12 protein-coding genes are annotated in these 13,284 nt (G+C 66.5%); 7 read left to right on the top strand and 5 right to left on the bottom strand.

Features of this window, described 5'->3' with window-relative positions; all coding sequences use genetic code 11:
* The first annotated feature begins 115 nt into the window (after positions 1-115).
* Positions 116-1,432, top strand: a complete 1,317-nt coding sequence (gene aceA / locus NIBR502771_RS01835) for an isocitrate lyase (protein ID WP_141158209.1) — start codon at positions 116-118, stop codon at positions 1,430-1,432.
* Positions 1,433-1,543: 111 nt separating this feature from the next.
* Positions 1,544-3,196, top strand: a complete 1,653-nt coding sequence (gene aceB, locus NIBR502771_RS01840; protein ID WP_141158210.1) for a malate synthase A — start codon at positions 1,544-1,546, stop codon at positions 3,194-3,196.
* 257 nt (positions 3,197-3,453) lie between these two features.
* Here the strand turns inward: aceB and NIBR502771_RS01845 are convergent, their stop codons facing one another.
* Positions 3,454-4,647: a CynX/NimT family MFS transporter gene (locus tag NIBR502771_RS01845; RefSeq protein WP_141158211.1), complete on the bottom strand. Its 1,194-nt coding sequence runs from the start codon at positions 4,645-4,647 to the stop codon at positions 3,454-3,456.
* Between the two features lie 145 nt (positions 4,648-4,792).
* Here NIBR502771_RS01845 and NIBR502771_RS01850 point away from each other — a divergent pair, with 145 nt between their 5' ends.
* Positions 4,793-5,752 (top strand): D-2-hydroxyacid dehydrogenase family protein, encoded by a 960-nt coding sequence (locus NIBR502771_RS01850; protein WP_141158212.1) that lies wholly within the window; start codon positions 4,793-4,795, stop codon positions 5,750-5,752.
* 16 nt (positions 5,753-5,768) lie between these two features.
* Positions 5,769-6,302: a GNAT family N-acetyltransferase gene (locus NIBR502771_RS01855; protein WP_141158213.1), complete on the top strand. Its 534-nt coding sequence runs from the start codon at positions 5,769-5,771 to the stop codon at positions 6,300-6,302.
* Between the two features lie 5 nt (positions 6,303-6,307).
* Here the strand turns inward: NIBR502771_RS01855 and NIBR502771_RS01860 are convergent, their stop codons facing one another.
* Positions 6,308-8,488: a glycogen debranching N-terminal domain-containing protein gene (locus NIBR502771_RS01860; protein ID WP_141158214.1), complete on the bottom strand. Its 2,181-nt coding sequence runs from the start codon at positions 8,486-8,488 to the stop codon at positions 6,308-6,310.
* A 58-nt stretch (positions 8,489-8,546) separates the two neighbouring features.
* A complete protein-coding gene (locus tag NIBR502771_RS01865) occupies positions 8,547-9,608 on the bottom strand; it encodes a glycosyltransferase family 4 protein (protein ID WP_141158215.1) in 1,062 nt (353 codons plus the stop codon).
* A gap of 214 nt (positions 9,609-9,822) precedes the next feature.
* On the opposite strand from NIBR502771_RS01865, the gene NIBR502771_RS01870 reads away from it, so the two are divergent.
* Together NIBR502771_RS01870 and NIBR502771_RS01875 are read left to right on the top strand one after the other, a co-directional pair.
* On the top strand, positions 9,823-10,521 hold the full coding sequence (locus tag NIBR502771_RS01870) for a DsbA family oxidoreductase (RefSeq protein WP_141158216.1): 699 nt from the start codon (positions 9,823-9,825) through the stop codon (positions 10,519-10,521).
* 35 nt (positions 10,522-10,556) lie between these two features.
* A complete protein-coding gene (locus tag NIBR502771_RS01875) occupies positions 10,557-11,207 on the top strand; it encodes a TetR/AcrR family transcriptional regulator (protein WP_141158217.1) in 651 nt (216 codons plus the stop codon).
* A gap of 30 nt (positions 11,208-11,237) precedes the next feature.
* Here NIBR502771_RS01875 and NIBR502771_RS01880 read toward each other — a convergent pair whose 3' ends face one another.
* Positions 11,238-11,912 carry a LytR C-terminal domain-containing protein gene (locus tag NIBR502771_RS01880; protein ID WP_141158218.1) on the bottom strand — a complete coding sequence of 225 codons (675 nt, stop codon included), beginning with the start codon at positions 11,910-11,912 and terminating at the stop codon, positions 11,238-11,240.
* Entirely contained in the window at positions 11,905-12,204 is a 300-nt protein-coding gene (locus tag NIBR502771_RS01885) for a type II toxin-antitoxin system VapB family antitoxin (protein WP_210411385.1), read from the bottom strand. Before NIBR502771_RS01885 ends, NIBR502771_RS01880 begins: the two co-directional genes overlap by 8 nt.
* Positions 12,205-12,347: 143 nt before the next feature.
* On the opposite strand from NIBR502771_RS01885, the gene NIBR502771_RS01890 reads away from it, so the two are divergent.
* A complete protein-coding gene (locus NIBR502771_RS01890; RefSeq protein ID WP_141158220.1) occupies positions 12,348-13,277 on the top strand; it encodes a hypothetical protein in 930 nt (309 codons plus the stop codon).
* Positions 13,278-13,284 lie beyond the last annotated feature (7 nt).

Raw genomic sequence — 13,284 nt, forward strand, 5'->3', positions numbered from 1 at the left:
AAAGTGCTGAAAAGTAGTTGTCACGGAAAGAAACACCGCACCGGATAAGCCGGTGGGAACCTCAACGAAGCGGTTCCCACCTACTCCGTCCGGAGCTCAATCAAGGAGATCAACGATGACTGCAGCATTTGAGCCCACCCAGCAGACGCCCGAAGAGCAGGCCGCCGCCCTGGAGCTCGAGTGGGCCGCCAACCCCCGCTGGGAAGGTGTGACCCGGGACTACTCAGCCTCCGACGTCGTCCGCCTCCGCGGCCGCGTCACCGAAGAGCAGACGCTGGCCCGCCGCGGCTCGGAAAAGCTGTGGAAGCAGCTCACCGAGGAGCACAAGACCGGCGGCTACACCAACGCCCTGGGCGCCCTCACCGGCAACCAGGCAGTGCAGCAGGTCAAGGCGGGCCTGCGCGCCATCTACCTTTCCGGCTGGCAGGTCGCGGCCGACGCCAACAACTCCGGCCACACCTACCCGGACCAGTCGCTCTACCCGGCCAACTCCGTCCCCACCGTGGTCCGCCGCATCAACAACGCCCTGCTCCGCGCAGACCAGATCGAGTTCTCCGAGGGGATCCAGACGGTCGAGGACTGGCTGGTCCCGATTGTTGCCGACGCCGAGGCCGGCTTCGGCGGTCCGCTGAACGCCTACGAACTCATGAAATCCATGATCCAGGCCGGCGCAGCAGGTGTTCACTGGGAAGACCAGCTCGCGTCGGAGAAGAAGTGCGGCCACCTTGGCGGCAAGGTCCTGATCCCCACCCAGCAGCACGTCCGCACCCTGAACGCCGCCCGCCTGGCAGCAGATGTCGCAGGCACCCCCACGGTCGTCATTGCCCGCACCGACGCCGAGGCCGCCACCCTGATCACCTCCGACGTCGACGAGCGCGACCAGGAATTCATCACCGGCGAGCGCACCGCCGAGGGCTTCTACAAGGTCCGCAACGGCATCGAACCCTGCATCGCCCGCGCCAAGGCCTACGCCCCCTATTCCGACCTCATCTGGATGGAAACGGGAACCCCGGACCTGGAACTGGCACGCAAGTTCGCGGAGTCCGTCAAGGCCGAGTTCCCGGACCAGATGCTCTCCTACAACTGCTCGCCGTCCTTCAACTGGCGCAAGCACCTGGACGACGCCACCATCGCCAAGTTCCAGCGCGAACTCGGCGCCATGGGCTTCACCTTCCAGTTCATCACCCTGGCCGGCTTCCACGCCCTGAACTACTCGATGTTCGACCTCGCCCACGGCTACGCCCGTGAAGGCATGAGCGCCTACGTCGAACTCCAGGAAAAGGAATTCGCCTCCGAGTCCCGCGGCTACACCGCAACCAAGCACCAGCGCGAAGTCGGCACCGGCTACTTCGACACCATCTCCACGGCGCTCAACCCGAACGCGTCGACCCTCGCCCTCGTGGGATCCACCGAAGAGGGCCAGTTCCACTAACAACTTACGACGGCGGGTGTCGCCTCCGGCCTTCGGACCGGCGTCGTGCCTCAGTCGCCGCCCTGCCGCTTCCCGCCGTCGAACTTCCCTTTCGTCTTTAAGGAGACTGAGATGAACAGCTTCACTGATAGCTTCACCATCAATGGCATCACCCTGACCGCACAGCCCATCTGCCGGCAGGACGAGGTGCTGACGCCGGACGCCCTGTCGTTCATCGCGAAGCTGCACCGGGCCACCGCCGACCGCCGGCAGGAACTGCTCCAGGCGCGGCGCACCCGGCGGGCTGACATCGCCGCCGGAGCGGACCCGCGGTTCCTGCGGGAAACCGAGCACATCCGGAATGATCCGTCCTGGCGGGTCGCTCCCCCCGCCCCGGGCCTGGAGGACCGCCGCGTGGAAATCACGGGCCCGGTGGACAAGAAAATGACCATCAACGCCTTGAACTCCGGTGCCAAGGTGTGGCTCGCCGACATGGAAGATTCCTCCACCCCCACGTGGCGGAACGTCATCAAGGGCCAGCTGAACCTCACCGACGCCCTGGAGCGCCGGATCGACTTCACCACCGAAGAAGGCAAGGAGTACAAACTCCGCCCGGCCGGCGACCTGCCCACCATCGTGGTCCGCCCCCGCGGCTGGCACCTGCCGGAAAAGCACATGCTCATCGACGGCCAGCCCATCGCCGGCGGCATCGTGGACTTCGGACTGTTCTTCTTCCACAACGCCCGACGCCTCCTCGCCCAGGGCAAGGGCCCGTACTTCTACCTGCCCAAGATCGAGAACCACCTAGAAGCCCGGCTCTGGAACGATATCTTCATCCTGGCGCAGGACCTGCTCGGCATCCCCCAGGGCACCATCCGCGCCACCGTACTGATCGAAACCATCACCGCAGCGTTCGAAATGGAGGAGATCCTCTACGAACTCCGCGACCACGCCGCAGGCCTGAACGCCGGCCGCTGGGACTACATCTTCTCCCTGATCAAGAACTTCCGCACCCGCGGCCCCCGCTTCGTCCTCCCGGACCGCGGCCAGGTGACCATGACCCAGCCGTTCATGCGCGCCTACACCGAACAGCTGGTCCGGGCCTGCCACAAGCGCGGCGCCATGGCCATCGGCGGCATGGCTGCAGCCGTACCCAACCGCAAGGACCCCGAAGCCAACGCCAACGCCCTCGAAAAGGTCCGCGCAGACAAGACCCGCGAGGCCAACGACGGCTTCGACGGCTCCTGGGTGGCACACCCGGACCTGGTCCCCGTGTGCCGCGAGGTGTTCGACGGCGTCCTGGGCACCAAGCCGAACCAGCTGGACCGGCTCCGCGAAGACGTCACGCCGGACGACCGTGCCCTGATCGACGTTGCCGCGACCACCGGCACCATCACCGAGCAGGGCATCCGGAACAACATCGAAGTGGGCATCCGCTACATCGAATCCTGGCTCCGGGGCAACGGTGCGGTGGCCATCCATAACCTCATGGAGGACGCCGCCACCGCGGAGATCTCCCGCTCCCAGCTGTGGCAGTGGATCTACGCCCGGGCCATCACCGACCAGGGCGAGATCGTCAGCCACGAGTGGGTGGAGGAACTCCTGGACGAGGAGTTCGCCCGGCTGGAGCGCTTCGACGGCGACCGGTTCGAGGACGCCCGCGACATCTTCGAGGAAGTCACGCTCAGCCGTGAGTTCCCTTCGTTCCTCACCCTCCCCGCCTACGCCCGCTACCTGACCGAGGCCCGCGAAAAGGCCACCGTCGAGGAGCTCGCCGCGGCGTAACCAAACCTCCGTTTGCCGGGCCGGCACGCCCTTCGCAACAGGCCCCCCGAAATCCGGGGCGCCGGCCCGGCAACGGAACACCCCTCACACCCCCGCTCACTTACTGCAGGAAAACCCGAAACGCCCGATCACTTTCCCAAAGAAAGTGATCGGGCGTTCCGCCATTTGGTGCAAGAAGTGAGCGGGCGTTTCACCGTTTAGTGCAAGAAGTGAGCGGGCGTCGGGGGTGACGGAACGTCCGACGGCGGCGGGTCGCCTCAGCGGCCCTTCGGCACCTTCCGCACGGAGAGCGTGGTTCCGACGAAGAAGGCCAGTACCGAACCCAGGATGACCAGCAGGGCCGGCGTCCAGGATCCAGAGCTGTCGTGGACAAATCCCAGCAGCGGCGGGGCCACGGCTGCGAGGCAGTAGCCCAGCCCCTGGACGGTGGCGGACATCCGGCCCGCAGCGGCCTGGTCCCGGGCCAGCTTGATGACGGCAATGAAGATCAGCGTGATGCCGCCGCCCTGTGCGATGCCGCCGGAGGTGGACCACAGCCACCACAGTTGCGGCAGGAAAAGCAGCCCCACCGGAACGGCAAGCCACAGGGCACTAAGGGTGACCGCCACCGCCGTCGTACTCATGTACTTGGCCGCAAAAGGCACGCCGAGGCCGCCCACGATGGCCAGGATCTGGAAGATCGAGGACGCGGCGCCGGCCTGCGCGGCATTCATGCCCAGTTCGTCGTGCAGGTAGCTGGGCAGCCATGCCGTGACGCCGTAGTAGGAGAAGGCCTGGCCCCCGAAGCCCGCGGTGAGCCCCACCGTGATCCACCCGGAACGGCTCACGGGGGCCCGCGGGGCGTCCGCGCCGTCTTCGGCCGAGACCAGGAACGCGGTGCGGGGACCCACGGCCAGCACCCACACCACCACCGCGGCCACGGCCAACACAGCCACCGCGGCTAGGGCCAGCCGCCACCCGGTCACGGCCGCCAGCGGGGCCATGGCCACCGAGGTCAGGAAGGATCCGATGTTCAGGGCTGCGGTATAGATGCCCATCGCGGTCCCCTGCCGCCGCGGCGCAAAATCCCGGCGGATGATCAAAGGAACCGCAATGTTGCCCACCGTAATGGCCACGCCGATGACCACCGTGCCGGCCACCACCAGCGCCGGCCCTCCCGCGGAACGGAGCAGCACGCCGGCCAGCACCCCCACGATGGTCAGCGTCACCGCGAACTCCGCACCGAACTTCCGCGCCGCCAGGGACGCCAGCGGAGCGGCGAGCGAAAAGCACAGCACCGGGATGCTGGTCAGCAGCCCCAGCATGACCGGCGAAAAGTGCAGTTCCGCCTGCATGAGGTCCACCAGGGGTGCCACGGAAACGATGGGGCCGCGGAGGTTCAGGGCCAGCAGGCCGATGCAGGCCAGCAGGACCCAGCTTTTCGGGATGCGGGACAGGGCGGGGCCGCTCACAGGGACAAAATCGGGAATAGGCGTGGATTCATCACTCCCATTGCTATCACGCTCCTGCACTGCCGGGGCTTCACGCACCCTGTGGACCGGCCCCTGCCATACGATAAGCGTGACCCAGGACGTAGGACACTGCGAAGGACTCCCGATGACGCACCGCCTTGCCATCCTCGATGACTACCAGGACGTGGCCCACGGCTTCGCCGACTTCGCGGCTTTGGAGGCGTCGGGTGTCACCGTGACCACCTACCGTGAACCTTTCACGTCGCGGGATGCCTTGGTTTCGGCATTGGCGGACACCACCATGGTGATCGCCATGCGCGAGCGGACCGCGTTCCCCCGGGAAGTCTTCGAGGAGCTGCCGGCGCTGGAACTGCTGGTCACTACCGGAATGGCCAACGCCGCGATCGACGTGGCAGCCGCCGCCGAACACGGGGTGACGGTCTGTGGCACGCCCGGCTCACCTACGGCAGCGCCGGAACTCACCTGGGCCCTCCTGCTGGCCATTGCCCGGCACCTTCCCACCGAGGAAAGCTCGCTGCGGGCAGGTGCCTGGCAGTCAACGGTAGGCGTCGAACTTGCCGGGAAGACCCTGGGCATCGTGGGCCTGGGCAAGATCGGCCGGCGGATTGCGGCCTACGGGCAAGCGTTCGGCATGGATGTGGTGGCCTGGAGCCAGAACCTCACTGCGGACTCCGCAGCGGAAGCCGGCGCCCGGCTGGTGTCAAAGGAGGAACTCTTCACGGTGGCCGACGTCGCAACGCTCCACCTGCGGCTCTCCCCGCGGTCGGAGAACATCGTGGGTGAGGCCGAGCTGAAGCTGCTGGGCCCCGAAGGCCTCCTGGTCAACACCGCCCGCGGACCCCTGGTAGACCAGGACGCGCTCATCAAGGCATTGAACGAGGGGTGGATCCGCGGCGCCGCCCTGGACGTCTTCGACCAGGAACCCCTGCAGGCCGGGCACCCGCTCCTCGCCGCGCCGAACACCGTGCTTTCGCCCCACCTGGGCTACGTCACCCAGGAAAGCTACCGGCAGTTCTATGGCGGCGCCCTCGAGGACATCACCGCCTGGCTTGCCGGCTCCCCCGTCCGAACCATCACCCCCTGACGTGGAGGGACACCACATGACCCACATCATCCGCAGGGCAACAGCGGACGACGCCGGCCCGCTCGCCGACTTGGCGGCCGTCACCTTTCCGCTGGCCTGCCCGCCGTCGTCCTCACCTGCCGACATTGCCGCCCACTTGGCCAACACGCTCAGCGAGGAACACTTCACGGGCTACCTCGAGGACCCGGATGTCACCATCCTGGTCATCGACGCCGACAGGCGGCTCACCGGCTACAGCCTCCTGGTGGACAGGCCGGCCGCAGACCCGGACGTAGCCTCCGCATTGGCACTGCTGCCCTCCGTGGAGATCAGCAAGTGCTACGTCCACCCCGAATACCACGGCCTGGGCGCGGCTGCTGAACTGATGCACGCCAGCCTCCAGGCCGCGGCTGCCACCGGGGGCGCCGGGGCGTGGCTGGGCGTGAACAGCCAGAACGCCCGCGCCATCCGCTTCTACGAGAAATCCGGCTTCCGGAAGGTGGGCACCAAATCGTTCCGGCTGGGCAGCACCGTGGAGCACGACTTCGTGCTGGAACGCGCCCTGCCCTGAACGCTTCAGCTGCTGGCCTGCTGGATGCCCGGGACGCGGGAGTTGGCGGGGGCTCCGTCCGGTGGGTAGGCCAGTGGCGGGCGGGGCTCCGTCAGGAGCTTCAGCCCCGGCGGGAGTCCGTCGATGGCGCCCGTTGTTCCCGTGGCGGTGATGGTGACCCGGCTGGTATCCAACAGGACATTTTCGGCCCGGAAGGTTCCCACTGACCCCGGCAGGATCGGCGCCAGGTGCACCACCCTGCGGGTGAAGACGGGGTCGAAGCGCAGCAGGATCCTGGCGAGCTGAACGGGCGCCGCCGCCGCCCACGCCTGGGGTGAGCATGCGGTGGGATACGGAACAGGGCCCGGAAACTCGCCGCGGTCGAACCCACAGAACAATTCCGGCAGCCGGCTATCAAAATGCCGGGCAGCATCGAGGATGCCCAGTGCCACCCGTTTGGCCTCGTCCACGAACCCGTAGCGCATCAGCCCAGTGGCCACCAGCGCGGTATCGTGCGGCCACACAGAGCCGTTGTGGTAGCTGACGGGATTGTAGGCACCCATGTCGGAGGCCAGCGTGCGGATGCCCCAGCCCGTGAACATCTGCGGGGACATCAGGTTTTCCATGACGGACGCGGCTTTGTCCTCGTCCACGATGCCCGTCCACAGGCAGTGGCCGATGTTGGACGTCAGCGCGTCGACATGCCGTTTGTCCTTATCAAGTGCCACCGCAAAGTACCCCTTGTCCGGCAGCCAGAACTTCCTGTTGAACTCCTCCTTGAAGGCTGCAGCCTTGTCGGCCCAGTGCTTTTCCAGGTCAGGATCCCCTGTCCAGTGGGCCAGCAGCGACCTGCCCAGGTAGGCCGCATAGACGTAGGCCTGGACCTCGCAGAGCGCGATGGGGGCTTCAGCGATGGTCCCGTCCGCGAAGTTGATGCCATCCCAGGAGTCCTTCCAGCCCTGGTTGACCAGGCCGTGGTCATTGGGCCGGAGGTACTCCACGAAGCCGTCGCCGTCACGGTCGCCGTATTTTTCGATCCATTCCAGGGCGCGGTCGGCGTGGGCCAGCAGTGGCTGGATCGCGTCCCGGGAAAGCCCCCACCGGCTCAGCTCGCCCAGGGTTGCGACGAAAAGCGGTGTGGCATCCGCCGTGCCATAGTACGCCGTGCCGCCCAGCGACAGGCCGGCAGTAACGCCCAGCCGGACCTCGTGCGGGATGCGTCCGGGTTCCTCCTCGGAATCCACGTCCACTTTCTTCCCTTGGATCCCGGCCAGGGTCTGCAGCGTGCCCAGGGCGAGATTGGGGTTGACCATCATGCTCATGTAGGACGTCAGCAGCGAGTCCCGACCGAACAGCGCCATGAACCAGGGAGCCCCCGCCGCGACCGCGGCGCGGTTGGGATGGCGGGCATCGAAGATCCGTAGTGCACCAAGGTCGCTTTGGCTGCGATTGAGCACATTCTGGAAGCTGGTGTCCTCGATGCTGATCCGCGGAACGTTCTCCTCCCACGCCAAGTGGCGCTGCACGCCCTCGCGGTGGTGCGGGAGCTGGCCTTCGGTGAAGGGCTTTTCCGGGGCTTCCCCATTGACCAGCGGCACCACGATGACGCTGGTACTCCATTTGCCGCGGGCCGGAACGGTGACGTTGAACCGGAGCCCATCCGTGCCCACCTCCGCATCCTTGGCCCCGATGGCGGAGCCACGCTGCTGGCCGTGCCGGGATGCTTCGATGATGAGCTTTCCATCCACCACGGCGCGGGTGGTGTCATCGGGGCCTGTTGTGCGGCCGCCTTTCACTTCGAAGAGGTCGGCCTGGTCCGCGTCCACCAGCAGCTCGATGGCGCATTCAACGGGTTCCGCCGCGTAATTCTCCAGGATGATGTCGTCCTGCAGGCCCGGTCCGATGTGGCGGACCTGGCGGACCACCAGCGGACTGTCGAACCGGCCTCCGGGCCACGTTGCACGGCCCACGAAGGTTGCTTCGAACGGCTGGGCCTTCTGGGCTGACAGCGGTTCGCGCCGCGAGCCGTTGATCCGCAGCACCCAGCCCGAAACGATCCGGGTGTCCTGGTAGAACGCGCCGTTTGTGCTGCCGTCGGCGCTGATGTCGCCGGTACCGGCCGAGATGCAAAACGAAGAGCCTTCCAGTACGGTGACGGCACCAACATCGGAGCCGGAGGCCTCATTGTCTTCGTTCCAGGCGGTCATGGAAGGACTCCCTTCTCAGGCTGGATGCTGCCGGGGAGCCCAACGCCCGCCCGCCCCCTTAACGATTCTGGTGCACCGGCGGGGTAACCGGAACCCCTCCCGGCAATCTCCCCGCCAGCAGGTCATCGAAGAGCCTGAGGTGCTGCGCCACCATCCGGTGGGCACTGAACCGGTCCTCCACTGATGCCCGGCAGCGCTCCCTGCTGAGCCCGGCGGCTGCCTCAACGAAGCCCTGCAGTTCCCCGGTCTTTCCAAGGAAGCCCGTGCGGCCGTGTTCCACGATCTCAGGGGCTGAGCCGATCCTTGTGCCGATCACGGGAGTTCCGGTGGCCAACGCCTCGATCATCACCAGCCCAAACGGCTCGGACCACTGGATGGGGTTCAGGAAGGCCGTGGCTTCGCCCATCATGCGGTATTTGGTGGCGTCGTCCACTTCCCCCACAAAATCCTCGTTGGGGCCCAGCATCGGTTCGATGACCTCGCGGAAGTAGCGGATCTCGTCCGGTTCCCGCATCTTGACGGCGATCTTCAAGTGCATGCCTACGTCCCGGGCGAGGGTGATTGCTTCAAGCAGCCCTTTGTCGTGGGAGGCGCGCCCAACGAAGCAGAGATACCCGCCACGGCCACTGCCTACCGGGACCGCGGAAACGTCCATGCCGTGGTGGATTACCTGGGTGACGGGGACTTCCGGAGCGTGTGAGGCCTGGTCCCGGGAGATTGCAACAATTGCCACATCCCGGGCCATGGCACGGTAGAGGTCTTCCGCCTCCTTGTGGAGAGGACCGTGGATGGTGGTGACCACCGGTACCTTGGCGGGCCGGTGGGCGTAGAGCGGGCCCGCAAGCGTATGGTCGTGAATGATATCCACGTCCTGCAGCCCCTGGTAGGCCCGGATCACATGGCTGAGTTCGGACATCGTCGAGCCAAGCTCATCCCGGACCGCCGGCCGCATGCCCGGCAGCAGCGGAACGGGACAGGTGCTTTCGGTAGGAGCCGCGAGCAGTACGTCGTGCCCGGCGGCCGCAAAGCCCCGCGCCAAGGTATCCACAACCCTTTCGATGCCGCCGTATGTCAGCGGAGGAATGGGAATCCAGGGTCCGGCAATAAGTCCAATTCGCATACTTGGCCTCCAGGGAAACGAGGCCCGCGCTCCCCAGCCGCCAGGCATATTCCGTCGCGGGACATGGAGGTCCCGCGGTGTTTTATTTTTGTAGGGCGTCTGCTTCGCCTAACTCCGACTATTGCCCAGGATCGCCCCGGCCACAAGGGCTGAATGTGCCCCATCTCACGGCACGCCCCGGAATGGCGGCAACGGCAGCCGGGTTGTGCAAGGCATGAAGATTGAGATCTGGTCAGATGTTGCCTGCCCGTGGTGTTTCATCGGCAAGCGCCGGTTTGAGGCTGCGCTTGCTGCGTTCCCCCACCGCGCTGCTGTGGACGTGGTGTGGCGCAGCTACCAGCTGGATCCCACACTGCCGGAGCATTATGACGGAACCGAACTGGAATACCTGAGCAGCCGGAAGGGCATGCCCGCCCAGCAGGTGTCGCAGATGTTCGAACATGTGGCCCAGCAGGCAAAGGGCGAGGGCCTTGACTACCGGTTCGACCAGGTGGTGGTGGCCAACAGCTTCACCGCCCACCGCCTGATCCACCTTGCGGCAGCCCACGGCAGCCAGGACGCTGCCAAGGAACGCCTCCTCAGCGACCACTTCGAGCACGGCAAGGACATCGGGAGCCGGGAGTACCTGACGTCCCTGGGCAACGATCTCGGCCTGCCGGCAGGTGAGGTGGAGGAACTGTTCACCACGGACAAGTACTCGGACGAGGTCCGGTTCGACTTCGGGGAGGCCCGGGGCCTGGGCATCAGCGGGGTCCCGTTCTTCGTGATCGACCGCAAGTTCGGGTTGTCCGGCGCCCAGCCCACTGAGACGTTCACCGCTGCCCTCACCCAGGCATGGCAGGACGCCAACCCCCTGGTCCTGGTCAATTCCTCCGAGGCTGAGGCCTGCGGACCTGACGGGTGCGCCGTTTAGCGCTTTTTACTGACACATCGCGGTAAAGTGTCTGTATGCCCAGGATTTCAGCGGCGAGCAATGCCGAACAACGCGCGGACACCCAGCGACGTATCCTCACCGCTTTTGGCGAGCTTCTCTTCACTCACGGCCTTCCGGGACTGACCATGACGGACGTGGCGCGGCACGCAGGCGTGGGCCGCACGGCTGTCTATAACTACTACGCCGATATCGAAGAACTCCTGATCTCCTACGCCCTTGACGAGACCGAGAAGTTCCTCTCCGAACTGCGCGAATCGCTGGACCGGATTGCAAACCCGGTAGAACGGCTGGCCCTGTACGTCCGTGCCCAGGTGGTTGACCTCAGCCGACGCCACCTCCCGCCGGGTCCTGCCATGGGGGCGGTGCTGTCGCCGTCGTCCTTTGCCAAGCTCTCCGACCATGTGGGCGAGCTCAGCGTCCTGCTGCAGGGCATCCTGCGCGACGGCATGGACCAGGGGTACCTGCCGGTGGCGGACGTGGGCCAGCAGTCCCAGCTGATCCTGGGCACGTTGTCGTCCAGCGCGGCGCGGGGCAGTGACGAGCCGGCTGAGCTGGAAGCGCGTGTGGCCAGGACCGTCCGGTTCATCCAGCTGGGCGCCGGCGCACGGTTCGACGACGACGGGCGCCCGGTGAAGGTGGCCCAGCTTCCGGTGGTGGCCCGCTGAGTCCGGCCCGCTGTTTCCGGCTGGCTGCGGTCAGCGGGTCGGAGCGGCGGCGGGCATCACGGGCAGCTTGTCCGTGTCCGCGATACGCCGGCTTTCCCTCGGGCAACTGAGCTTGCCGGGGGTCTGGTCCACCAGGTCCGCCGGTGTCAGTGCCTTGTAGTCCTGTGCCAGGATCACGTCCACGCTGGCATCGGTCCTTCCGTCCTGGAAGTAGTCCGAGCCAGGCACATGGCGCTGGACCGTGAATGCCGCCGCATGCCCTGCTGCACCCGACACCACGGCGGCCACGCCCCGGTAGCCGGCGTTGATGTTTGACACGTTCCCCACGACGAACTTGCGTGCAAGGAATTCGTCCGCGACGGACCGGGCAAGGCCTGGCCGGCTGGTGGAGTTGTAGACGTTGAGGTTGACCTTGTCCGCCGGAACGTAGTCGTAGATCGAAGGCGGGCAGGATGACACCGGGCTCGGGGCGGGCTCCGCGGAGGGCAGCTGCAGCCGGCCGTTGATGATGGCCAGGGCAAGGATGATGGCCGCGGCGATCACGCCGATCAGCAGGACCAGCACCACCCCGTGCAGGACTCGGCGCCGGACCCGGGCGGTTTCGTCGGCGTCCCTCGCCGCCTCCATGGCGGCCCGCAGTTCAGGGCCGGTAACGACGTGGTGGCCGTGCAGGACGCTCGGATCCTTTGGCCGTTTGCTAGCCATCAAGCACCAGGACCCGGGCATGGATCGCGGTGCGCTGGTGCAGGGCGGTCCGCACCGCCCTGTGGAGGCCGTCCTCCAGGTAAAGGGTCCCCCGGTACTGCACGACGTGCGGGAACAGGTCGCCGAAAAATGTTGAGTCTTCCGCCAGCAGCGCTTCCAGGTCCAGGGTGCGCTTGGTGGTCACCAGTTCATCCAGCCGGACCGGCCGCGGCGGCAGCGACGCCCACTGCTTGGGGGTGCTGTAACCATGGTCGGGGTAAGGGCGGCCCTCGCCCACAGCTTTGAATATCACCATGCAACAGTAGGCACCCCTGTGCCCCAGCGAAAGTGGCAGGGCTGGCGCGCGGCAGGTTGTAGCCAAACAGTGACCATCTGCCACGCGCCCCCGGCGCCGGGGGCACGAAATGGCCCCGGTCCTGCTGACAGAATGGACCCATGACAGTCTCCGAGTCCCCTGCCGTGTCCGCGCCCGGAACCAGCCAGCCGGCGGCGCCGCCACTGGCCCTCCTGCTGGACGTGGACGGCCCGGTGGCCAGCCCGGTGACACGTGACGTCAAGCCCGGCATCGTCCTTGACCTGGTGGCCCTCGCGGCTGCCGGCATCCCGGTCATCTTCAATACCGGCCGTTCCGACGCCTTTATCCGCGAGCAGGTCATGGAACCCATGATCGCGGCCGGCATTCCGGCGGGAACCGTCATCCATGCCATCTGCGAAAAGGGCGCGGTCTGGTTCAGCTATACGTCCGCCGGCCCCGGCCCCATCCACGTGGACCGGGAACTCGCCGTTCCGGCAGCGTACGGGGATGACATCCGCCGGCTCGTGGCGGAGGACTATGCCGCCCACATGTTCTTTGACGAGACCAAGCGCGCCATGGTGTCCGTGGAGCAGCACATCAACGTGCCCAGCGCCGGCTACCTGGCCGAGCAGAAACTGTTTGATGCCGAGGCCGTGGAGCTCATGGCACGGCACGGGCTGGGTGTTGTCCGGCTCGACCACCACGCACCAAATTCCGACGACGAGGTGGACTACCGGGTGGATCCCACCATTATTTCCACGGACATTGAGTCGGTGCGGCTGGGCAAGGACCTGGGCGCCAGCCGCGCGGTGGAACTCCTCGCAGCGCAGGGCATTACGCCCCAGGCGTGGCGGACCGTGGGCGATTCCCGCACCGATTACGCCATGGCGGACTGGCTGCACCACAACGACCACCCCGTGAAGCACGTCGACGTGCGCCCGGCGGACGGCATTCCCAGCAAGCCGTATCCGGTACTGACGGCAGCGGACCTGGGGCTGGAGGACACAGTGATCCACGACGACGCCGGCGGAGCCTTCCTGCACTCATGGCGCGACGCGCTGGGCGCCTGAGCCGCTG

The sequence above is a fragment of the Pseudarthrobacter sp. NIBRBAC000502771 genome, from assembly GCF_006517215.1.
Taxonomy (GTDB): Bacteria; Actinomycetota; Actinomycetes; order Actinomycetales; family Micrococcaceae; genus Arthrobacter; species Arthrobacter niigatensis.